General features: G+C 63.9%; 22 protein-coding genes. 7 read left to right on the top strand and 15 right to left on the bottom strand.

Annotated features, from left to right (window positions below):
- Nucleotides 1-13: 13 nt before the first annotated feature.
- The 3 genes from SZ64_RS13980 to SZ64_RS13990 all read right to left on the bottom strand — a co-directional run bounded on the left by SZ64_RS13980 (nucleotide 14) and on the right by SZ64_RS13990 (nucleotide 2,155).
- Nucleotides 14-952: a hypothetical protein gene (locus tag SZ64_RS13980; RefSeq protein WP_054531387.1), complete on the bottom strand. Its 939-nt coding sequence runs from the start codon at nucleotides 950-952 to the stop codon at nucleotides 14-16.
- 68 nt (nucleotides 953-1,020) lie between these two features.
- Nucleotides 1,021-1,458, bottom strand: coding sequence for a hypothetical protein (locus SZ64_RS13985; protein WP_054531388.1), 438 nt, complete (start codon nucleotides 1,456-1,458; stop codon nucleotides 1,021-1,023).
- Nucleotides 1,445-2,155: an EI24 domain-containing protein gene (locus tag SZ64_RS13990; protein ID WP_054531389.1), complete on the bottom strand. Its 711-nt coding sequence runs from the start codon at nucleotides 2,153-2,155 to the stop codon at nucleotides 1,445-1,447. The genes SZ64_RS13985 and SZ64_RS13990 overlap by 14 nt, the downstream gene beginning before the upstream one ends.
- A 113-nt stretch (nucleotides 2,156-2,268) precedes the next feature.
- Here SZ64_RS13990 and SZ64_RS13995 point away from each other — a divergent pair, with 113 nt between their 5' ends.
- A complete protein-coding gene (locus SZ64_RS13995) occupies nucleotides 2,269-3,264 on the top strand; it encodes an adenosine kinase (RefSeq protein ID WP_054531390.1) in 996 nt (331 codons plus the stop codon).
- Between the two features lie 139 nt (nucleotides 3,265-3,403).
- Here the strand turns inward: SZ64_RS13995 and purD are convergent, their stop codons facing one another.
- Nucleotides 3,404-4,711 (bottom strand): phosphoribosylamine--glycine ligase, encoded by a 1,308-nt coding sequence (purD, locus tag SZ64_RS14000; protein WP_054531391.1) that lies wholly within the window; start codon nucleotides 4,709-4,711, stop codon nucleotides 3,404-3,406.
- Here purD and xseA point away from each other — a divergent pair.
- The 4 genes from xseA to SZ64_RS14020 all read left to right on the top strand — a co-directional run bounded on the left by xseA (nucleotide 4,710) and on the right by SZ64_RS14020 (nucleotide 8,275).
- Entirely contained in the window at nucleotides 4,710-6,113 is a 1,404-nt protein-coding gene (gene xseA / locus SZ64_RS14005) for an exodeoxyribonuclease VII large subunit (RefSeq protein ID WP_054531392.1), read from the top strand. The two genes, purD and xseA, sit on opposite strands and share 2 nt — an antisense overlap.
- 27 nt (nucleotides 6,114-6,140) lie before the next feature.
- Entirely contained in the window at nucleotides 6,141-6,344 is a 204-nt protein-coding gene (locus SZ64_RS14010; protein ID WP_054532273.1) for a DUF2093 domain-containing protein, read from the top strand.
- A gap of 134 nt (nucleotides 6,345-6,478) precedes the next feature.
- The gene (locus SZ64_RS14015; protein WP_241773106.1) at nucleotides 6,479-7,267 is read left to right on the top strand and encodes a M23 family metallopeptidase; all 789 of its coding nucleotides are present in this window, start codon (nucleotides 6,479-6,481) and stop codon (nucleotides 7,265-7,267) included.
- A 6-nt stretch (nucleotides 7,268-7,273) separates the two neighbouring features.
- Nucleotides 7,274-8,275: an esterase-like activity of phytase family protein gene (locus tag SZ64_RS14020; RefSeq protein ID WP_054531393.1), complete on the top strand. Its 1,002-nt coding sequence runs from the start codon at nucleotides 7,274-7,276 to the stop codon at nucleotides 8,273-8,275.
- Between the two features lie 94 nt (nucleotides 8,276-8,369).
- On the opposite strand, the gene rpmB is transcribed toward SZ64_RS14020, so the two are convergent.
- Nucleotides 8,370-8,657, bottom strand: coding sequence for a 50S ribosomal protein L28 (rpmB, locus tag SZ64_RS14025; protein WP_054531394.1), 288 nt, complete (start codon nucleotides 8,655-8,657; stop codon nucleotides 8,370-8,372).
- A 138-nt stretch (nucleotides 8,658-8,795) separates the two neighbouring features.
- Here rpmB and SZ64_RS14030 point away from each other — a divergent pair, with 138 nt between their 5' ends.
- Nucleotides 8,796-9,251, top strand: coding sequence for a nucleoside deaminase (locus SZ64_RS14030; RefSeq protein WP_054531395.1), 456 nt, complete (start codon nucleotides 8,796-8,798; stop codon nucleotides 9,249-9,251).
- 6 nt (nucleotides 9,252-9,257) lie between these two features.
- On the opposite strand, the gene SZ64_RS14035 is transcribed toward SZ64_RS14030, so the two are convergent.
- The 5 genes from SZ64_RS14035 to SZ64_RS14055 all read right to left on the bottom strand — a co-directional run bounded on the left by SZ64_RS14035 (nucleotide 9,258) and on the right by SZ64_RS14055 (nucleotide 13,417).
- Nucleotides 9,258-9,983 (bottom strand): ribonuclease T2, encoded by a 726-nt coding sequence (locus SZ64_RS14035; RefSeq protein ID WP_054531396.1) that lies wholly within the window; start codon nucleotides 9,981-9,983, stop codon nucleotides 9,258-9,260.
- Nucleotides 9,970-10,392, bottom strand: a complete 423-nt coding sequence (locus tag SZ64_RS14040) for a hypothetical protein (protein WP_054531397.1) — start codon at nucleotides 10,390-10,392, stop codon at nucleotides 9,970-9,972. The genes SZ64_RS14035 and SZ64_RS14040 overlap by 14 nt, the downstream gene beginning before the upstream one ends.
- On the bottom strand, nucleotides 10,389-11,255 hold the full coding sequence (gene nadC / locus SZ64_RS14045) for a carboxylating nicotinate-nucleotide diphosphorylase (RefSeq protein WP_054531398.1): 867 nt from the start codon (nucleotides 11,253-11,255) through the stop codon (nucleotides 10,389-10,391). Before nadC ends, SZ64_RS14040 begins: the two co-directional genes overlap by 4 nt.
- 129 nt (nucleotides 11,256-11,384) lie before the next feature.
- Nucleotides 11,385-12,182, bottom strand: a complete 798-nt coding sequence (locus SZ64_RS14050; RefSeq protein WP_054531399.1) for a LytTR family DNA-binding domain-containing protein — start codon at nucleotides 12,180-12,182, stop codon at nucleotides 11,385-11,387.
- A complete protein-coding gene (locus SZ64_RS14055) occupies nucleotides 12,179-13,417 on the bottom strand; it encodes a histidine kinase (RefSeq protein WP_054531400.1) in 1,239 nt (412 codons plus the stop codon). Before SZ64_RS14055 ends, SZ64_RS14050 begins: the two co-directional genes overlap by 4 nt.
- Before the next feature lie 135 nt (nucleotides 13,418-13,552).
- Between SZ64_RS14055 and SZ64_RS14060 the strand changes: the two genes are divergently transcribed.
- A complete protein-coding gene (locus SZ64_RS14060) occupies nucleotides 13,553-14,101 on the top strand; it encodes an HD domain-containing protein (RefSeq protein ID WP_054532275.1) in 549 nt (182 codons plus the stop codon).
- A gap of 3 nt (nucleotides 14,102-14,104) precedes the next feature.
- Here the strand turns inward: SZ64_RS14060 and SZ64_RS14065 are convergent, their stop codons facing one another.
- From SZ64_RS14065 to SZ64_RS14085, 5 genes are all read right to left on the bottom strand, one after another.
- Entirely contained in the window at nucleotides 14,105-14,848 is a 744-nt protein-coding gene (locus SZ64_RS14065) for a DsbA family protein (RefSeq protein ID WP_082384597.1), read from the bottom strand.
- Between the two features lie 11 nt (nucleotides 14,849-14,859).
- On the bottom strand, nucleotides 14,860-16,227 hold the full coding sequence (locus tag SZ64_RS14070) for a M48 family metalloprotease (protein WP_054531401.1): 1,368 nt from the start codon (nucleotides 16,225-16,227) through the stop codon (nucleotides 14,860-14,862).
- Between the two features lie 10 nt (nucleotides 16,228-16,237).
- Nucleotides 16,238-17,179, bottom strand: a complete 942-nt coding sequence (locus SZ64_RS14075; protein ID WP_054531402.1) for an alpha/beta hydrolase — start codon at nucleotides 17,177-17,179, stop codon at nucleotides 16,238-16,240.
- A gap of 106 nt (nucleotides 17,180-17,285) precedes the next feature.
- On the bottom strand, nucleotides 17,286-18,779 hold the full coding sequence (locus tag SZ64_RS14080) for a hypothetical protein (RefSeq protein ID WP_054531403.1): 1,494 nt from the start codon (nucleotides 18,777-18,779) through the stop codon (nucleotides 17,286-17,288).
- 162 nt (nucleotides 18,780-18,941) lie between these two features.
- The gene (locus SZ64_RS14085; RefSeq protein WP_241773044.1) at nucleotides 18,942-20,219 is read right to left on the bottom strand and encodes an MFS transporter; all 1,278 of its coding nucleotides are present in this window, start codon (nucleotides 20,217-20,219) and stop codon (nucleotides 18,942-18,944) included.
- Nucleotides 20,220-20,250 lie beyond the last annotated feature (31 nt).

Here is a 20,250-nt window from a genome sequence, read left to right on the forward strand (position 1 = left end):
CGGCCGACAGGGATCAGCCGCCGAATTCTTCCTCGATGAAGTCAAGCAGGGCGCGGTCCAGTTCGTCCAGCTGGCCGTTGGCGTCCATCTGCGCGTCGAGCCAGTCCTGTTCGTCCAGATCGATCTGGCGGGCGGCTTCCACCATGTCGGCATGGTTTTGCGCCGTGTCCTTGCGGCCGAACACGGAACCGAAGGCGTTCGGCATGCTGCGCACCATGCGGCCGAAGAAGCGGCCGGTGCTGGCGCGATTATCGGCAATGAAGGCTTCCAGTTCCTTGGCCCGCGCATGGTCGAGCTGCGCATTGCGGCTGGTGAAGCCCATCAGGTAATTGCCCACGCCCTGCACGAACAGGCGCGTCCATTCGGCGGAATTGGGCTTGCCGAGCGTGGCGTCCTTGATGCGGAACAGCATTTCCGCATCTTCGCGGCTGGCGGATGCGGCGCCCAGCCCGCCGCTGGAAAAGATGATCCGGCGCAGCAGGCGGCATTCGGCATCGGTAATGTGCTGATCGGAAAGGGCGCCGCCGTCGCGGGTCGGGCCAGTGCCCAGCAGCACTGCATGTTCGATCTGCTTCAGTGCATAATGCTTGAGGCTTGCGGGCACATTGATGGCGCGTTCCATCACCCGCACCAGCAGTTCCAGTTCGGCCATGCTTTCAAGCTGGCCATCCTTGTCCAGCGCCTCGATTAGCCAGGCAGCCTCGCCTTCATCGACATAACCCTTCGGCGGTGTGCCGTTGACGATGAATTCGCCCAGGGCCTCCACGAAGAAGTCCACCCATTCGGGGGTCGGATCGGCCAGCCGGCGGTTCAGTTCGAAGATCGCTTCGGCTTCGTGCAGCGTGATGTCGCCGCTTTCCCAGCCTAGCCGGCGCAGCGCGAGGATGTCTTCCGGCGTAACCTTGCCGTCTTCCGCCACCTGTGCGGCAAGATTGCTGAACTGGACGCTCATGATGATTGGCCCCTCTTCTGATCGGGGCCTTATGCCGCAACAGGCTTAATTCCGGGTTACCCCTGATTTCAGCGCCTGCGCAGGGCCTCCACGCAGGCCGCGCGGTCCACATCCTGCCCGTCGCTTCCGCGCCGCGCATCCACATGCGTCGCCACCGGATCGGCGCTGTTGCCCGAAGGGTAGAGATAGATGTCGAGCACGCAGGCACTGCCGCTGAATTGCAGCTTGCGCACGTCGCCTTCCAGCAGGTCCAGCCGCGGTTGGCCGAACTGGCGCAGCAAATTGGCCGCATTGGCCCCGATCACGCCTTCCAGCCCGGGCAGGTGCATCACCTGAGGTTCCGGGCGCGGGCGGGGGACGACTTCATATTGCACCGGAGGGCGCGGGTCTTTCTGCACCGGGGGCAGCGGCTGGCTGCGCGGGCGCGGCACGGCCCCGCCGCAGGCGGAAATCAGCATGGCCAGAGTGGAAAGCAGGGCGATTGCCGCCAGATTACGCCGCGCCATTCGAAGCCTTCTCCTTGCCGTGAACCAGATGCGCCGCGCTGGCGGCGCCAAGCACCGGGGCCAGGAAATTGGCGAAAGGCACTGCCAGCAGCGCGGCGGTCGCCCCACCCAGCACGAACCGTTCGCCCCGGGACAGGGGCGCGGGCGCACCCTCTGCATGGCGGTGGCGCAGCCACACCATGTCGGAAAGTTCGCGCCCCAGCAGCACGGCATTGACTGCCCAGAACAGCAAGGCGGTGCCCACCCCGGTCACCAGCAGGGCCAGCGCGAAGGGCAGCACGATCAGATTGGCCAGCAAGGCCCGCCCGACAGCGCGAAGGCTGGTGGACAATTGTTCGCTCACCGGCAGATCGCGCGCGCGGGCGGCGGCATCGGGATAATAGCGCGCCTCCACTGCCAGCACGGCTTCATCGGCATAGAAGGAAATCACGCCCATCGCGATCACGCGCCACAGCAGCCAACCGGCGATCAGCGTAACCGCAAACGATACAACGCCGCGCACACCGCCGGCGCCGGTGAAGGCTGCATCTTTCAGCCCGGCCCAAGCGAGAACCCAGTCGAGCGCGATCCACCCCAGCCAGCCGAGGATGATGAACAGGATCAGGCTTACGCCCACTGTCTTGGCCAGCAGCCGCAGGATGCGCGGATCGGCCATTTGCGCCAGTGCGCGCAGCATTGCGGAAAGGATCGAACCCATCGGGCTTGCGATTGCGCGCCGCGCACGGCAAGTCAACGGCGCCTTTGCCGGTGCGTCATCGCGATTGGTGCTGCGGGCGGCGGGGCGAGTGCAAATTCGGACGAAGGATTCCCATGACCAAGCCCCGCTATGACGTGATCGCAATCGGTAATGCGATCGTCGACGTGATGTCCCCCTGCGAGGAGGAGCTGATCGAAGAGCTGGGGCTGGCCCGCGGGGGCATGACGCTGATCGACACGGACCGGGCGAAGGAACTCTACGCCGCGATGGGGCCCGCGCGCGAGATTTCGGGCGGTTCCGCCGCCAATACGCTGGCGGGCATTTCCGCTCTCGGCCTGCAATGTTCCTTCATCGGCCAGGTGGCGGACGATCAGCTGGGCGAAGTCTTCGCGCATGACATTCGCGCCGCCGGGATCGATTTCGATGTGGCGCCGCGCGCGGGCGATCCGCCGACGGGCCGCTGCCTGATCTTCGTCACGCCCGATGGCCAGCGCACGATGAACACCTTCCTCGGCGCCTCGCACTACCTTCCGCGCGAATCGCTGAATGTGGAAGCCGTGGCCGATGCCGCCGTGCTCTATCTCGAAGGCTATATGTGGGATCCGCAAGAGCCGCGCGCCGTGATGCGTCAGGCGATCGAGGCGGCCAAGGCGGCCGGGCGCAAGGTGGCCTTCACTCTGTCCGAAGTGTTCGTGATCGACATGCATGGCGGCGATTTCCGCGCCATGATCGATGACGGTTTGATCGACATCCTGTTCGCCAACCATCACGAACTGGCCGCGCTGACCGGCGAGGACGATCTGGAGGCCGGGATTGCAGCGCTGGCACCCAAGGTGCCGGTGCTGGTCGTCACGCGCAGCGCAGATGGCGCAGTGGCCGTGGCAGACGGGGAACGCGCCGAAGTTCCGGCCGAGCCGATTGACGAAGTGGTGGACACCACCGGCGCGGGCGATCTGTTCGCCGCGGGCTTCCTGACCGGCCATGTGCGCGGCGAAAGCCTGACCCGCTGCCTCGAAATGGGTGCGGTTGCGGCTTCCGAAATCATCTCGCATTTCGGCGCACGGCCCGAAGCGGACCTTGCCGAGCTGATGAAAAAACGATTCGGTTAGAATCCTTTACCGCACCTTCGGGTGCAGCATGGATACCTCTTCGTCATTGCGAGCGGCGAAGCCGTGAAGCAATCCAGAGTGAACCGCGTTGGGCGCAGGATTGCTTCGCTTCGCTCGCAATGACGAAAATAGGCTTCGCTTAGCCCAGCCGCTCGCGCGCAGCTTCGCGGGCCACTTCGCGATAGCCGATATCGTGGCGATAGAAGCCGGTGGGGAAGTCGATCGCCGTAACCGCGCGATAGGCGGCGGACTGCGCCTCGCTCACCGTGCCGCCCAGCGCCGTGACATTGAGCACGCGCCCGCCATTGGCCACCAGGTTGCCTTCCGCGTCCAGCGCGGTGCCAGCGTGGAACACTTTGGCGCCGCCTGCTTCGGCCGCGTCGATCTTGCGGATCGCGCCGCCCTTTTCCACTTCGCCCGGATAGCCATTGGCAGCCATCACCACGGTCAGCGCGGTGCGATTGGCCAGGCGTGCCGGTTCCATGGCACCCAGGCGGTTTTCCGCACAGGCCAGCAGCAGTTCGCCCAGATCGGATTCCAGCCGCAGCATCAGCACCTGACATTCGGGATCGCCAAAGCGGCAATTATATTCGATCAGCTTCGGCCCTTCGGGCGTCAGCATCAGGCCGGCATAGAGCACGCCGGAATAGGGCGTGCCTTCATCGGCCATGGTCTTCACCGTGGGGGCGATGATCCGCGCGATTACTTCGCCGCGCAGGTTCGCATTCAGCACCGGAGCCGGGCTGTAGGCGCCCATGCCGCCCGTATTCGGCCCGGTATCGCCATCGCCCACGCGCTTGTGATCCTGTGCGGAACCGATGGACATGATGGATGCGCCGTCGGTCAGCACGAAGAAGCTGGCTTCTTCACCGGTGAGGAATTCTTCGATCACCACTTCCGCGCCCGCTTCGCCGAAAGCGCCGCCGAACATGTCGGCCAATGCTTCTTCCGCCGTCGCACGGTCTTCCGCGATCACTACGCCCTTGCCCGCGGCAAGGCCGTCAGCCTTGAGCACGTAAGGCGCCTTGAAGCGGCCGAGCGCCTCCAGCGCCTCGGCCAGCGACCTGGTGCGCACATAGCCCGCCGTGGGGATGCCAGCGCGTTCGCACAGATCCTTGGTGAAGCCCTTGCTGCCTTCCAGCTGGGCGGCGGCCTTGTTGGGGCCGAACACCGGAATACCTTCGCCGCGCAGGCTGTCGGCCAGACCGTCCACCAGCGGGGCTTCCGGCCCGATCACTACCAGGCCGATGCCCTTTTCCGCGCAGAGCGCGATCACTGCGGCATGGTCCGTCACGTCCAAAGACAGCAGCGTGGCATATTGGGCTATGCCGGGATTGCCGGGCGCGGCATAGAGCGTGCCCCCTTCCGACGCGATCAGGCGGGATTGCGCCAGCTTCCAAGCCAGAGCATGTTCGCGTCCGCCCGATCCCAGCAAAAGGATATTCATGTCCGGCCCTTCATTCATTAACGACGATGTTCAGGCCGGTCTCGTAGCGCGCGGCAACCCCGGGGACAACGCTGAGCCGCTCTCCATCACCGAGATTTCGGCCCAATTGAAGCGGGTAGTGGAAGATCGCTTCGGCTTCGTGCGCCTGCGCGGCGAGCTATCGGGCGTGAAGCTGGCGGCCTCCGGGCATTTGTATTGCCGCCTCAAGGACGAGAACGCCCAGATCGATGCCGTGATGTGGCGCGGCAGCGTGCAGAGGCTCGCTTTCCGCCCGGAAGACGGGATCGAGGTGGTCGCGGCTGGCAAGCTCACTACCTATGCGGGCCGTTCTTCCTATCAGATCGTGATCGAAAGCATGGAGATCGCGGGCGAAGGCGCCCTGCTGGCCCTGCTGGAAAAGACCAAGGCGCGGCTGGAGGCTGAAGGGCTGTTCCGTCCGGAACGCAAGCGCCCCCTGCCCTTCCTGCCGCGGACCATCGCGGTGGTGACATCCCCTACGGGGGCGGTGATTCGCGACATTCTTCACCGACTGGCGGATCGTTTCCCCAGCCATGTGCTGGTCTGGCCGGTGCTGGTGCAGGGGCAAGGCTCTGCCGAACAGGTCGCGGCGGCGATTCGCGGTTTCTCGGCCATTGAGCCGGGCGGCCCGGTTCCCCGGCCCGATGTGGTAATCGTGGCGCGCGGGGGCGGATCGATCGAGGATCTGTGGAGCTTCAACGAGGAAATCGTCGTCCGCGCGATTGCTGATTGCTCGATCCCGGTCATCTCCGCCGTCGGCCACGAAACGGACACGACTTTGGCCGATTTCGCGGCTGACCGGCGTGCCCCCACTCCCACCGCTGCTGCCGAGATGGCCGTCCCGGTGCGCGCTGAACTGGCCGCCACGCTGGACGAGCTTGCCCTGCGCAAACGCCGGGCGATCCTGCGGCCCGTGTCGCTGGGGCGGGAGAGGCTGGAAGCACGCGTTGCACGCCTGCCTCGGCCCGAAGTGCTGGTGGCGCAGGCGGCGCAGCGGCTGGACGATCTGGGCGAACGGCTCCGTCGCGGGCTGGCAGACCGGGCGCGCCAGGCGGATAGCCGGTTGCAGCTGGCTTCAGTGCGCCTCACTCCCGCTCTGCTCACTCGCCCCCTTGCCCAGCGGCAGGACAAGCTCGCCGCGCTGGAGCGTCTGCGCCTGCAACTGGACCCCAGGGCTCCGTTAAGGCGCGGTTATGTCCTCGTCAGCGATGCTTCAGGCCGTGTTGTGAAAAGTGCTGAAGATGCCCGCCAACAGCCCGTGCTCACCATTGAATTCGAGGATGGGAAGCTGGACGTATCGACTGGCGGCGCGCCCGTTCCTTCGGCGAAACGCCCGGCAAAACCGGGCAAATCCTCGCCCGAGGGGCAGGCGGAATTGTTCTGAGGGCCCAGGATTGCTAGAGGCATGTCCATGTTGATGTCATCGGGCGGCAACCCCGCCACTCTCATTTACGGCCCCAACGGTTTTCGCGTCGCCAAGCCGGGCAAGTTCGTGATCTGCGCCGTCACTGGCGAGGAAATCCCGCTCGAGGCGCTCCGTTACTGGAGTGTTGACCGGCAGGAAGCCTATGCCAGCCCGGAAATCGCCACGCGCCGCCTCTTGGGCCAGGCGTGAAGGCGGGCCGCGCAACCCGTTTCCTGCCAGCTTTCCTTCTGCTTGCCGGCTGTCAGGCCGATGAGCCGGAGGCCCATGCCGCCACGCTCCCCGCTGCGCCGCTTTCCGCGCCCGTGGCCGAACCGACCGGGCAGGTGGAACTGCCGGTGGTCCAGCCCCTGCCCGCCACAATCGAACTGGGCGGTGAACTGACGCAGGGCGGCTGGATGCGCGGCACGCTTCCGCCCTCCACGGTCGAGGCCACACTGGATGGCACGCCCTTCCCCTTCGCGCCTGACGGATCGTTCTTCGCCGCCTTTGACCGTGATGCAGGCACCAGCGCGAAGCTCGTCGCGCGCCTTGCCGATGGCCGCGTGATCGAGCGGGAAATCGCCGTCTCGCCGCGCAAGTGGAATATCGAACACATCAATGTCGCCCGCACGCCGGGCGGGGCCAGTGCGGATTTCATGAAAATTCGCGAGCCGGAACTGGCCCAGATCGCCACCGCGCGCGAAGTGCGCTCCGATGCGGAGGGCTGGCGGCAGAACTTCATCTGGCCTGCCAAGGGCCGCATTTCCGGCCGGTTCGGGTCCCAGCGCATCTATCGCGGAGAGCCGGGCAGCTATCATTCCGGCCTCGACATTTCGAGCGGCACCAGCGGAACGCCCTTTGTCGCCCCGGCGGACGGAGTGGTGATTCTGGCGGCGCAGACGCCCTTCAGCCTCGAAGGGCATCTGCTGATGATCGACCATGGCAATGGCCTCAACAGCGCCTTTCTCCATTGTTCGGAGATTTCGGTGAAGCTGGGTGACCATGTGAAACAGGGGCAGGTTATCGGGAAGATCGGCATGAGCGGTCGTGCAACCGGGCCGCATCTGCACTGGAGCCTCAAATGGCTCGATTCCCGGCTTGATCCGCTGCTGTTCCTCGGCCCGATGCCCTGACGCATCATGCGCCGTCCGGGTCGTATCGTTCTGGCCGTGCTTCTGGCGCTTGGGCTCGCACCGGGAATCGTGTGGCGCAGCGCGCCGCCGGTGCCCGATTCCAGCCAGCGCATTGCCTATGTGCGGCTGCCCATTCCGGAAGGCGATGCAGCTCGCATCGGCGGACCGGATAGCCCGGTGATGACGGGCGCCTGGCGCATCGAAAGTCCCAATTCGCGCTTCGGTTCCTATTCAGCGCTGCTTGCCGATGGAAAGGACGGGTTCCTTGCCTTCAGCGATCAGGGCGGGTTCCTGCGAGCGCCGTTTCCGGGGCAGCGCGGGCAAGTGAAGATCGGGCGTGCCCTGCCCGGAGCAGGCCATTTCAAGCAGATGCAGGACATCGAATCGGCCACGTCCGATCCGGCGGGCGATTATATCTGGCTGGGGCTGGAAGGCCGCAACGCCATCATCCGCGTGAAGCGCGATCTGTCCGGCGCGCAGACCGTGCGGCCATTGCAGATGAAGCTCTGGCCGGAAAATGGCGGCCCCGAATCGCTGTTGCGCCTCAGTGACGGGCGCTTCCTCACTCTGGCCGAATCGCCTTATTCCTGGAGCACGGGGGGCAGCCCTGCCCTGCTGTTCCCGGGCGATCCGCTGAAAGGGGAAGAAGGGCTGGAATTCCGCTTCTCCCCGCCGGAAGGCTATCTGCCGACCGACATCAAGCAATTGCCGGATGGGCGTGTGCTGATTCTGATGCGCGGTATCGGCCTGTTCCCGCCGCGTTTCACGGCAAAGCTGGCGCTGGCCGACCTTGCGGATATTCGCGAGGGGGAGCCATGGCCGTGGCAGGAAGTGGGCACGATCGACCGTCCCTTCCCGCTCGACAATTATGAAGGGCTGGTGGTTGCCGGGGGCAAGGCCGGCGCGCCGCTCACGCTCTGGATCATTTCGGACGATAATGGCGGCGAGATGCTGCAGCATACTTTGTTGCTGCGGCTTTCATGGCAAATGCCGCCGCCCGCGCGGTGAACCAATCGCCCGGCGAGCGAATACGCGAAAAGCGCGCGGTTTTGCCGCGCGCTCTTGCGATCAGAAGATCGGCTGGCCCCGAAGGGCCGGAAGATCAGGCTGCCGCCTGAACCTTCTTCAGCTCGCGCTTCACCTTGAGGGCGCGCGGGCTCAGCTTCTCGTCAGAGGTCTTGAGCAGCCAGTTGTCGAGGCCGCCATTGTGCTCGACCGAGCGCAGACCATGGGTCGACACGCGGAACTTGTAGCTGCGGTCCAGCTTTTCGCTCAGCAGCGTGACGTTCTGCAGGTTGGGCAGGAAGACGCGCTTGGTCTTGTTGTTGGCGTGGCTCACATTGTGGCCAACCTGGCGGCCCTTGCCGGTCAGTTCGCAGATGCGCGACATGGTTCTCTCTCGTTCGAATTGCTGTCGGGATGTCCCGGAAAGCGGCGCGCATAGCTGCCAAGGTCCGAATCGTCAAGCAATCCCGGGCCTCTATATGGCTCGGTTGCGATGGTGCCCCTGCCGCGCTAGCCCCACGGCATGAACAGGTGGCCCCTTCCCGAACCCATGGCGCGCGCGCTGGCGCTGGCTCGCGAGGGTGCAACGGAGGGCGAAGTGCCCATCGGGGCGGTGATCGTCAAGGACGGGCGCGTGATCGCCGGGGCGCATAATGCGCCGCGCAGCCTGAAAGACCCCACGGCCCATGCCGAGCTGCTCGCGATTCGGCGGGCGAGCGAGGCATTGGGGACGGAGCGGCTGGAAGGCTGCGAATTATGGGTCACGCTGGAACCGTGCCCGATGTGCGCAGGGGCGATCTCCCATGCGCGAATCGCCCGGCTCTATTACGCCGCATCCGATCCCAAAGGCGGCGCGGTGGAACATGGTGCGCGTGTGTTCGAGCACAGGCAGTGCCTCCACCGGCCGGATGTCTATTCCGGCATGGGCGAGGATGAGGCTGCGGGGCTGCTGCGCGATTTCTTCGCCGAGCGGCGCTAGGCAGAGCTACAATCCGCGCCAGATTTTGGCGGGAGTGCCGTCTGCCGGGCCATATTGCGCCCTGGTGCAGCGTGTCGGGCGGAAATTCCTGCCGTAGCAGAGGCGGATTTCTTCCAGCCAGCCACCTTTGTTCAGCCGCACCCCCACCATGGCTGGCGTGAAAGCAGGGAAGGCATCGGCCATCGCCTGCCGAATCGCTCCGGCATTGAGGCCCTTCTGGCGCGAGAGCCGGTCGAGATCGGGCAGGGTGAGCGAATTCCACAAGATGCGTGCAGCCTTGAAATAGGCTTCCGGGCGCTTCGTCATGCAGGCGCCGTGCTTGGCCCATTCATGGGCGAGCAGCGCGGCAGAAGGTGTCATGCACAGATTCTGCCGGGCGATCTGCGGCGTCACCTGCCGGGTGGTGGGGCACCATTGCGGCCATTCGCCGCCCTTCCCTTCCGGCCACAGCCCATGAAGGACGAGGCCGAAGCGGCCATTCTTACCGCCGCACTGGAACCTGTCGGCAGCTTTGGCCTTGCGGGTGCGGCAATATTCGGGGGACCAACTGAGCGCGAGCGTATAGTGCGTCGCGGCACTTTGCCGTGTCGGGCCGTCCGGCACGGGTTTCGGGATTACTGGCGCGGTGTTGGGGACATAGCACTGAAAGGCCTGCGCGTGTGCGGCGGTGGGAAGAATGGCCAGAAGTGCCGCGGCGACAAGACTTGCCAGCCTAGTCTCACGAACGGGCATCGAGGCCTCTCCCACGGGCAAACCAGCTTTGTGCAGACGGGGTGAACAGTAGGGCGACTGCAATCGGCTTCATTACGAAGCTGACCAGCCACAGCGGTGAAGGGGCGCCGTGCAACCCCAGGGCTTCCTGAAGGTTCACAAGGCTGGCCAGAGTGATCAGGGCCACGAACCAGCGGGCGAAACCGGCGCGCAGGAACCAGATCAGCGCAATGGGTATCAGTGCGATGGTAAGCCTTGCCGAGAGGATGACGATCACGGCATCCCGGCTGAAATGCCACTGCGGCAGCCAGCTTTCGAAATAGGCGGTCTGCTGTGCCAGATTGCGCATTCCGTCGATGTAGGCACAGATTGCCGCTGCGAAGAACAGCGCCGCGAACAGCCGGATCGAGGCCGGGCGCCCCGCCTTCATAGCGGCGTGAAATCGAGCCCGATGTCGGCGGCAGGTGCGCTCTGGGTCAGGCGGCCGACCGAGACGTAATCCACCCCGCTGGCCGCGATGGCGCCAATCGTGCCGAGCGTGACGCCGCCCGATGCTTCCGTGGCGGCCCGCCCTGCCACCATGGCGACGGCTTCCCGCAGGGTCTCTGGCGTCATATTATCGAGCAGCAGGTGGCTGGCACCTGCCAGCAGTGCGGGTTCGATCTGGTCGAGCCGGTCTACCTCGCAGATGATGTCCTTCACGCCGGCCTCGCGTGCGCGGCGCACGGCTTCGCCCACGTCGCCTGCGACAAGAACGTGATTGTCCTTGATCATCGCCGCATCCCACAGCCCCATGCGATGGTTCTGTGCGCCGCCCATGCGGGTGGCGTATTTTTCCAGATGGCGCAGTCCGGGGATGGTCTTGCGCGTATCGAGCAGCTTCGCCTCGGCTGGCCCCATTGCGCGGACATAGTCGCGCGTCATGGTGGCGATGCCGGAAAGGTGCTGCACGGTGTTGAGCGCGCTGCGCTCCGCCGTCAGCATGGCACGGGCATTGCCCGAAAGGCGCATGACGTCCGATCCGGCGGGGACTTCCTGGCCCTCTTCGGCCAGAATTTCGATTTCCATCGCCGGATCCAGCAGGCGGAAGAAGGCGGCGGCGATGGGCAGGCCGACAACAACGATGGGATCGCGGCTGTCCATCACGCCGGAAAAGCGCGCATTGGCCGGGATCACGCTTTCGGCGGTCACGTCATGCCCGCCACCCGGCAGACCCACGCCAAGATCCTCGTCCAGCGTAGCGCGGACGAAGGAGGCGAGGTCGAATCCGGGGAGATGCCAGTCAGCAGCCAAGAAATTCTGTCCGTCCCAAGCCCGTCGAAGGACAGTCCTTCTCCTTCAGGCGTGTTGCCACGCGCTAAGTGAAGAGCGGCCCTTCGACAAGCTCAGGCCGAACGGAATTTTCGAGTCTGCAAACCCCGATCAGTGGACGAAGCGTGCCACCACGTCGCGATAGGAACGGCTGACCTTCACCTGTGCGCCGCTTTCCAGCACCAGGAAACATTCGCCATTGGTGTGGGGCTTCACTTGCCGCACCTTGTCCAGATTGACGATGGTGGAGCGGTGAACGCGCTGGAAGATGCGCGGATCGAGCCTGCGGTCCAGATCCTTCATCGTTTCGCGAAGAACCAGCGAATTATCGGCCGTGTAGATCAGCATGTAATCGCCGGCCGCCTCGATATGCTCGATCGAATCGACATCGACGCGGAAAATCTGCCCGCGATCCTTGATGTTGATCAGCTTCTCATAGCGGGTGGCGGCGGCTTCATCCTCTTCCACCAGGCCTTCGACGGCATCGGGGGCGACTTCGGCCAGCACTTCCTTCAGCTTCTCTGCCTCTTCGGCGGAACGCTTCTCGGCAAGGCGGGTGCGCACGCGTTCCATCGTGTCGGCCAGCTTGTCCACGTCCACAGGTTTCATCAGGTAATTGACCGCATTCGCCTCGAAGGCGCGGATCGCATGTTCCTGAAAAGCCGTGACGAAGACGAACAGCGGCGGATCGATCTCCATTACGCCCTTCACGACGGAAAAGCCGTCGAAGCCAGGCATCTGGATGTCGAGAAAGACCAGATCGGGCTTTTCCGTCTTGATCTTGCGGATCGCCTCGCGCCCATTGGCGCAAGTATCGATCACTTCGACATCGGCGAATTCCAGGAGCCGCAATTGCAGCCCCTGGATGGCGAGTTTTTCATCATCGACGATGATCGTGCGGATACTCATGCGCCAAGCCCCAATTCGCGCTGAACGGGCTGTTGGCCCTTTGCGAGGGCTTGGCTCTGTGCGGCGTTTCCGGCCATGGCCGGCTTGCTCTGCAGTTTCGGCAGGGTTGGGGTCTCCTCTTGCTCGGCCGCTTCATATGGGATCTCGATCACCACAGTGAAGCCGCCTTGCGCCGGCGTGCGGGTTTCGAAGACATGGTCGTCGCCATAGGCTTGAGCCAGACGGTCCCTGATGTTGGTAAGACCGACACCGGTGGACGAAACCATGCCCGCGCCACTCGCGCCGACACTAGCGAAGTTCGTCCCCGTGCGAGTGTTTTGCAATCCCGGGCCAGTGTCGGCAACGGTGATACGAAGCCTTTGCCCGATGAGCCGCGCCGAGATGCTGATCTTGGCCCCTTCCTCCTGCGGAGAGACCGCATATTTTATCGCATTCTCTACCAGAGGCTGGAGCAGCAACGAGGGGAGCAGCGCCCGGCGCGCTGAATCGTCGATACGGAATTCGGTGCGCAGCCGTTCTTCGAAACGCATCCGCTCGATATCGAGATAGAGCTTCAGCGTCTCCACTTCCTCTTCCACCGTCACCTTGCCTCCCGGCTCGTTCACCAGCGTGTGGCGCAGGAAGGCGGAAAGGCGGGTCAGCATCGCATTGGCAGGCTCGGTCTGCTTGAGCAGCACCAGCGTGGAAATGGAATTGAGTGTGTTGAACAGAAAGTGCGGGTTGAGCTGATAACGCAGCATGGCAAGCTGCGCGGTAGTGGCCTGCAATTGCATCTGGGCAAGCTCGTCGGCCTTTTCTTCCGCCTGCAGGAAGTAGTTGATCGCGTAATAAAGCGCGGACCATGCGCCCAGCAGGGTCATGTCGATATAGAACACACCCAGGAAGAGCTGGGCAAAGCTCGCTTCGCTGGTCGGCCGGTAAAGGCTGATCACCCAGGCATCGATGAAGCAGTAAAGGCATACCGCAATTCCCAGCGCCAGCGGGCTGAAAGTCCAGGTGATGACCGGGCGCCGGTTGATCAACTGGCGATAGATCACCGACAGCAACAGGCTGATCGAAAAGCCTGTGATCGCGGCGATCAGGATGATCACCAGGAAGTTCAGCGGCTGGGTATTGGCCAGCGCCGAGACCGAGCGGAACAAGAATATGCCCCCCCAGCCCGCGAACTGGATTTGCCAGAATGCCCGATTCTTGTTGGCGAAGAACGGGGTGGGTTGGGAAGGCAGCACGGCCATGGGCGGGCTTCTACCGCAAAAATCGCCGGAACGTCAGAATGTTTTGCGGCGTTTCGTGCAAGGAGTAGTGTGATCTGCGGGAGACATGCCGTGACCGACCGTCATCAACCCACCAATCGCGCCCTTTTCCGCTCGATGGAAGAAGGCACGGCGCAGGACTGGCAGATCATCGCGGGTGAATTCCGCCCCTATGCGGCTTCACTGCCCGAACGGGTGCTGGATCATTTGCGCCTGCTCCTGGGCGATTATGGCGGTTTCCCGGTCGATCGGCTGGAACATTCGCTGCAGACGGCGACGCGTGCTTATCGCGACGGGCGGGACGAACCCTATGTGGTGATGGCCCTGCTCCACGACATCGGGGATACGCTGGGCGCCTATAACCATCCGGACATCGCCGCCGCGATCCTGAAGCCTTTCGTTTCGGAGGAACTGCACTGGATCTGCCTCAACCATGGCGTGTTCCAGGGATATTACTTCTTCCACTATCTGGGCATGAACCGTGATCTGCGGGAGAATTTCCGCGATCATCCATGGTTCGATGCCTGCGCGGAATTCTGCGAAAAATACGATCAGGCCGCGTTCGACCCTGACTATCCGTCAGAGCCGCTGGAATTCTTCGTGCCTATGGTGGAACGGGTCTTCGCCCGCCCGCTGAATTCGATTTACAGCGCGGCGGTGGAATAGGGCCTAGAGGCCCTTTTCCTTCGCCACGCGCGCGATGGAGGCGGCAAGCACATCGCGAGAAAGGGCGCCCGAATGGGCCTCGTCGCCGATCACCCAGGAAGGTGTGCCGGTGAAGCCCACCGCTTCCGCGATGCGCTGATTGTTCTGGATTTCCATCTCATACTTGCCGCTGGCGATGGAGGCCTTGGCCTTGGCCAGATCGACACCGGCTTCCTGCGCGGCCGCGTCGATAGTGGCAGGATTGACGGTGTCTTTCGAGAACATCGTCTTGTGGAAGGCTGCGTAAAGGCCCTGATCGGCGGCGGCGAGGGCCATGCGGGCGGCATCGTCGCTGTCAGGGGAAATCACCGCTTCTTCGCGGACGACCACCTTCAGTTCCTTGTTCGTGGCGATCAGTGCCTCCACCTCGGGCATGCTCAGGCGGCAATAGGGGCAGGCATAATCCGAGAATTCGACCAGCACGATCTTGCCGTTGGGGTTGCCCAGAACCGCGCCGGGATAAGGCGTTTCGATTGCGGAGCGCAGCGGCGCAAGGCGGGCCTGCATCTCGCGCTGCTGCATGCGCTGCATCGCTTCGGGCAGAATCTCCGGATGGTCGAGAATGTAATCGTGCACGATCGTTTCGGTCGCGCCGCGCCCTGCACCCGTGGCCTGCCAGGCCCAGCCGCCCGCAAACCCGAACAGGGCAGCGCCAATGATAATGGCAAGAGTGGGCAGGATGCCGCCGAAGCGCGAAGAAGAAGCCATGGGACAGTGCGCTACTTGCGCTTCTTCTGCCGTTCAAGCTCGGCTTTTGCCGTCATCGCAATATCCTGCGCGCGCAGCCAGTCCGGCGTGCCGGTGGGCAGCCCGCGTTCGGCCGCTTGCGCGCTGCGCATGGCCTCTTCCATCTGGCCGCTCATGGATTGCTGTTCGGCGCTGGCCAGCCTGGCGCGCGGCATATCGCCCTGCGCGGCATAGACCACGCCCAGCTGGTACCAGGCGAAGGGATTGTACCGGTCACGCGTGACGGCGGCTTTCAGCACTGTTTCCGCCTCCGCGAAATTCGCGCTGTCTTCCGTGGCGATAAGGGCGTGGCCGAAAGTGGTGGCAATCAGCGGAGTGTTGTTGGTCAGCTGGGTGGCTTCGCGCAGTGGCTCCAACGCCTCGCGCGGACGGCCCGATTCGAGCAGGATCTGGCCTTCCAGTTCAAGGAAATAGGGATCGTGCGGATCGGCTTCGATCAGGGCAGTGGTTTCCGCCAGCGCCTTATCGACCTGTGCGTCCTTGTGATAGGCATAGGCACGGGCATAGCGTGCGGGAATGCCCGTCATCGTCACGGGATAGGCGCGCAAGGTTTCCTGCGGGTTGGCCAGATAACCATAGAGCTTGGCCTTGGCGCGTTGGAAGCGTTCTTCCAGTTCCGGATCGCTGGGTTTGTTCCACGCCACATCGCGCTCATAATCATGCTGCAGGTTGGAAATACGGTCGCCCGTCAGCGGGTGGCTGCGCGAATAGGTGGCATCGTCCTTCTGGCTCACGCCATAGCGGAATTCGAGGTTCTGCAGCTTCTTGAAGAACTCGATCGAACCGCGCCCGGAAATCCCCGCCTTGGAGAGATATTCCACCCCCGCTGCGTCCGCCGAACTTTCCTGCACGCGGCTGAAGGCCAGATATTTGCCCATGGCTGCCTGTTGCCCGGCGGCCAGAATGCCCATGCCCGCATCGCCTGCGCCTGCCGCAATGGCTGCGACGCCCAGCAGGAGCGAGACAATAGTGATATTGGTCGCCTGCTGGATGCCTTCGGAACTGCGGATGATGTGCCCGCCGGTGATGTGGCCCAGTTCGTGCGCCATCACGCCCTGAACTTCATTGGCGGAATCGGCGGCATTGATCAGCCCGCTATGGATATAAATCCGCTGCCCGCCGGCTACGAAGGCGTTGATTGAACTATCCTGCACCAGCACGATCTCGACCGCGCCCTTGCCCAGCCCGGCAGCGTCGGACAGTGGATCGACCATGTCCTGCAGCAGCTTTTCCGTTTCGGCATCGCGCAGCACGGACTGTGCGGCGGCAGGCTGGATGGCCAGCTGTAGCGCGGCAAGCAATGCCGCCAGTCGGGCGATGATCCGGATGGGTGCGCGCATTACTTTCCTGCTAGCGTTCCGGCGGCTGAACCGGGGCTGAAGCCTTGGCAGATTCGGCCCTTTCGGCGAGGAAGGCAAGCACCCGCCTCTTCGTTTCCCCGCTCAGATCGAAAGGTTTGGCCAAGCGGATCAGGATGCCTGCATGGCCAATTCCGTCCAGCACGATCGGCCGGGTTGGCGCACCAGCAGCGGTGAGCGCGCTCGCCAGCTTTTCGGAGTTACGCGGGCGCACGGACGTATCGTCGGAGCCGGTGAGCAACAGCATAGGCGGTGCCTTGGCCAGGGCGAAATTCACCGGCTGCGTTTCGGCGGGCCGGGGCCAGTGGCCGAAGGCCTGTCGCGCGGCATCGGTCGTGAAGGGATAGAAATCATAAGGGCCTGCAAGGCCGACCACGCCCGCAATCATGTCGCTCGTCATCCCCTGCCTGCCCAGCCATTGTGGGTCGAGTGCGACCATGGCGGCATTATAGGCCCCTGCCGAATGGCCCATCAGCAGGATGCGATCGGGATCGCCGCCATAGCGCGCGGCATTGCGATGCGCCCAGGCAACGGCAGCTGCCGTGTCCTCCAGCATAGCGGGAAAGCGCCCTTTCGGCCCCAGTCGATAGCCGGCCAGCACCACGACATAGCCTTGTGGTGCGAAATTGCGCGCGATGAAGCCATAATCAGCCGGATCGCCGCTGTTCCAGCTGCCGCCGTGGACGAAGACCAGCACCGGCAGAGGCTCTGCTCCGCGATTGGGATAGATGTAGAGCTGCTGGGTCGGATCCGGCCCCAGGCTGGCCCGCAGCCGGTGCCGCCCGTGAGTGAACCAGCCATCGATCCGGTCAAGCGTGGCGACCGACTGGGTCTGGCGTGCCCAGAGATAGAATCCGCCGAGCAAAAGCAGGGCGATTACGGCCAGAAGCGCCGCCGGCAGCACACAGCCGATCTTGCGCGGGCCAAGCCTCATGGCGCTGGCGCCCGATAAAGCACGAAATGGCGGGCAGGGCGGTTCATGCCCCCTGTGTTACGGATTCGCCGGGGAAAGCAGAAGCCCTGCCGGGGCAGGGCCTGCCTCAGCCGATCAGTTTCTTCGCGGCCTTTTCGATCATCGCGACATCTTCGGAGATTTCGCCCAGAACGGCCACTTCGCCGGTGTTCATGCGGCGGATCATCACCAGCCCGAATTCATGGCCTTCGCCTGCCAGAGTTTCGAGCGCCATCGGCTGCAGCTTGCGCAGTTGGCGGGCGATGCGGGCACGCGGTTCGCGCGTTACCGGGGTGGAGGGCTTGCCGGATTCCTCGCGGCGCAGGCGGCGTTCTGCCGCGACAACGCCCTTCAACCCGCCATCGGCAGCGCGGAGGAAATCGCCCAGCGCGCCGCGATCCAGTGAATGGCGATGCGCATGGCTTAGTGCGGCGGCATATTCGGTAAGGCGCGTCTTGTCGTAATCCACGCCGAAAACCAGCTTCACCACCGGCGTCATCGGGGCGCGTTCCTGCATGGCAAGGCCCGATGCCTCAAGCAGGTCGGCAAATTCGTCCGGCTCGGCTGCGGCGGCGAGCGAGAAATCGTAGGCGCGCGAAATGGCCTCATACAGGGCGGCGCGCGAACGGTCTTCGCTGGAGACGGCAACCTGCGCCAGTTCCCGCGCGGATGCGAGCCAGTCGCCCAGGCCCATCTGGCTCTCGTCCATGGGGGAGAGCGCATAGGCCGAGAAATCTTCGTCCTCTTCCTCCGCATTGGTCGTAGCGGAAGCGGGAGTGACGTCGAAGCTGTCGGGCCCGCCGAAATGCGGCATCGGCAGGGCTGCATCGTCGAGTGCGGGAATGCCGGCATGGATGTTGAGGTTCAAGATCCCGTCAGCCGGAGTAGCCTGCGGCATGGCGGCAAGATCGACAGTGGCGGCCGGTCCGTCGGCCCAGTCGGTCATCGGATGATCGGAAGAACGCAGCGGAGTTTCTTCGGGAGCGTCTTCCAAAGCCTGATCGATTTCGAGCATCAGCTCGTCGGTCGTGCGCTGGTCAGCCAGTTCCTTCCAGTTGATGACGCCATAGATGAAATCGATCGTGTCATCGTCGCTGGAGAAGGGCAGCAGGATGCCACGATAGAGAATCGTCTGGTTCCGCTGATTTACGAATTCCGCTTCGAAGCCTATCGGGGCCTGATTCGCGAGAATCTGCATGTAATGATCGGTAATGCGCGACAGCAGCGAACGGCTGGGCACGTCGTCCAGATGTTCGATCGTCTCGTCGGCGTCGCATTCGATGGCCAGCTTCTCGCCCAGATAGGAAATACCCGGGTTCTCGATTCCCGCCGTGAAATCCAGCAGTACGCTGTAAGGCCCGAAATCGGTGAGCGATTCGGGGTCGAGATCGTCGATCGAAGGGAAGTTGCGATCTTCCAGCAGGCCTGCCCAGTGATTGTAGGCGCGCACCTGCATACGGCGTTCGTCCTGCCCGATTAGGCTGGGTGTCTCGCGGCCGGCATCGTCTTCAACCGGATCATAGGCATCGCCATCGTCGATCAGATCGGCGCGGTCGGCGAAATTTCCCCTAAGCGTGTCCATGGCCCTCAAGCCCCCATTGCAACATCTGGGGGAGAGTTCTGGCGCGACATGGTAAACTTATCGTTAAGTTGTGCCAAACTCTGCGCAGGCGGCATTTTTTTGCCGCAACCGTGACGTCACGGCGCCAGTCTGGCGCGGCGGATTGGCTGTTCGGCGCTGATTCTAGACGGCGGGAGGGGCGTGGCCTTCTCCGATTCCCGGCATGGGCGCCAGCACCCGCAGAACTACCAGAGATGCCAGTAGCCATGCCGCTGAGGCCAGGAGGGCGTTCGGCGTGCCGACGAAATCCGACAGCGTGCCCCATGCTGCTGAGCCGACCGCCATGCCGCCGAAGATCATCGACTGGAAGATGGAGAGGCTGCGGCCCAGCAATTCGTCCGGGCTGCGCATCTGGATCGAGACGTTGAGGCTGGTCATGGCCGAGACATGGCCGCAGCCGGCCATGAAGGCAGCCGCCATGGCAATGGGAATATTCGGCGCGACGGCCAGCAGGGTCACTGCCAGTGCGGCAATGATGCTGGCGGCACTGACGATGGCTTCCGGCCCGAAGCGACGGCGCACGCGGGCTACCCAGACGGCAGTGATGACCGATCCGACACCGAATGCGCCGAACATCAGGCCGAAGCCGATTTCGCTGCCCTTCAACTGTTCGCGCGCGACCAGCGGCAGCAATGCCTGAAAGCTGATCGCCCCGATGCCGAAGGCCAGCGCGCGGGTCAGCACGCGGCGCACCGGGCTGCTCGACACGGCAAAGCGCAGGCCAGCGCCGATAGCCGCACCCACCCTGTGTCGCTGCGCGCGCGGCGGCGTGACCGGGCGCCAGCGCAGCAGGATATAGACCAGCGCCAGATAGCTCAGTGCATTGATGGTGAAGGCCGTGGAAGGCCCCCAGATGGACAGCACCACCCCGCCGATAGCCGGGCCGACGCTGCGGGCGGCATTATAGGCGATGGTGTTGAGCGAAATGGCCTGCGGCAAATCCTCGCGCGGTACCATCTGGCGCACCGATGCCTGCCAGGAAGGGCCGTTCAACGCGAAGCCCGCGCCGATGGCCATGGTGAAGAACAGCAGCGAATAGGGCCCGATTGCGCCGATCCATGCCAGAACCGCCAGAATTGCGGAAAGCACCAGCATGGCGATATTGGCGATCAGCATCACCTTCCGCCGGTCGTAATTGTCGGCGATTACTCCGGCAAAGATGCCGAACAGCAGCACCGGCACGGTGACGGATGCCTGCACCAGCGCCACCAGCAGGTGGGACTCGGTCAATTCCGTCATCAGCCAGGCCGCCGCGGTCATCTGGATCATGCTGCCCAGTGCCGAGGTCAGGTTGGCCGTCCACACCCTGCGGAATACCGGCCAGCGGAACGGCGCGAATGGCGAATCGAGCGACATGGCCGCCGAAGGATTGCCGAATTGAGTGCTGTCCGCGTCCGCCACGGCTCAGGCCCTAGGCGCGGTTTTTGATTGC

Source organism: Erythrobacter sp. SG61-1L, from assembly GCF_001305965.1.
In the GTDB taxonomy this organism is placed as follows: Bacteria; Pseudomonadota; Alphaproteobacteria; order Sphingomonadales; family Sphingomonadaceae; genus Andeanibacterium.

What these genes read in the sequence shown, in the direction of transcription:
- SZ64_RS13980 (WP_054531387.1), bottom strand. Translation starts at nt 952, where the DNA reads ATGAGCGTCCAGTTCAGCAATCTTGCCGCACAGGTGGCGGAAGACGGC.
- SZ64_RS13985 (WP_054531388.1), bottom strand. Translation starts at nt 1,458, where the DNA reads ATGGCGCGGCGTAATCTGGCGGCAATCGCCCTGCTTTCCACTCTGGCC.
- SZ64_RS13990 (WP_054531389.1), bottom strand. Translation starts at nt 2,155, where the DNA reads ATGGGTTCGATCCTTTCCGCAATGCTGCGCGCACTGGCGCAAATGGCC.
- SZ64_RS13995 (WP_054531390.1), top strand. Translation starts at nt 2,269, where the DNA reads ATGACCAAGCCCCGCTATGACGTGATCGCAATCGGTAATGCGATCGTC.
- xseA (WP_054531392.1), top strand. Translation starts at nt 4,710, where the DNA reads ATGTCCGGCCCTTCATTCATTAACGACGATGTTCAGGCCGGTCTCGTA.
- purD (WP_054531391.1), bottom strand. Translation starts at nt 4,711, where the DNA reads ATGAATATCCTTTTGCTGGGATCGGGCGGACGCGAACATGCTCTGGCT.
- SZ64_RS14010 (WP_054532273.1), top strand. Translation starts at nt 6,141, where the DNA reads ATGTTGATGTCATCGGGCGGCAACCCCGCCACTCTCATTTACGGCCCC.
- SZ64_RS14020 (WP_054531393.1), top strand. Translation starts at nt 7,274, where the DNA reads ATGCGCCGTCCGGGTCGTATCGTTCTGGCCGTGCTTCTGGCGCTTGGG.
- rpmB (WP_054531394.1), bottom strand. Translation starts at nt 8,657, where the DNA reads ATGTCGCGCATCTGCGAACTGACCGGCAAGGGCCGCCAGGTTGGCCAC.
- SZ64_RS14030 (WP_054531395.1), top strand. Translation starts at nt 8,796, where the DNA reads ATGAACAGGTGGCCCCTTCCCGAACCCATGGCGCGCGCGCTGGCGCTG.
- SZ64_RS14035 (WP_054531396.1), bottom strand. Translation starts at nt 9,983, where the DNA reads ATGCCCGTTCGTGAGACTAGGCTGGCAAGTCTTGTCGCCGCGGCACTT.
- SZ64_RS14040 (WP_054531397.1), bottom strand. Translation starts at nt 10,392, where the DNA reads ATGAAGGCGGGGCGCCCGGCCTCGATCCGGCTGTTCGCGGCGCTGTTC.
- SZ64_RS14050 (WP_054531399.1), bottom strand. Translation starts at nt 12,182, where the DNA reads ATGAGTATCCGCACGATCATCGTCGATGATGAAAAACTCGCCATCCAG.
- SZ64_RS14055 (WP_054531400.1), bottom strand. Translation starts at nt 13,417, where the DNA reads ATGGCCGTGCTGCCTTCCCAACCCACCCCGTTCTTCGCCAACAAGAAT.
- SZ64_RS14060 (WP_054532275.1), top strand. Translation starts at nt 13,553, where the DNA reads ATGGAAGAAGGCACGGCGCAGGACTGGCAGATCATCGCGGGTGAATTC.
- SZ64_RS14065 (WP_082384597.1), bottom strand. Translation starts at nt 14,848, where the DNA reads ATGGCTTCTTCTTCGCGCTTCGGCGGCATCCTGCCCACTCTTGCCATT.
- SZ64_RS14070 (WP_054531401.1), bottom strand. Translation starts at nt 16,227, where the DNA reads ATGCGCGCACCCATCCGGATCATCGCCCGACTGGCGGCATTGCTTGCC.
- SZ64_RS14075 (WP_054531402.1), bottom strand. Translation starts at nt 17,179, where the DNA reads ATGAGGCTTGGCCCGCGCAAGATCGGCTGTGTGCTGCCGGCGGCGCTT.
- SZ64_RS14080 (WP_054531403.1), bottom strand. Translation starts at nt 18,779, where the DNA reads ATGGACACGCTTAGGGGAAATTTCGCCGACCGCGCCGATCTGATCGAC.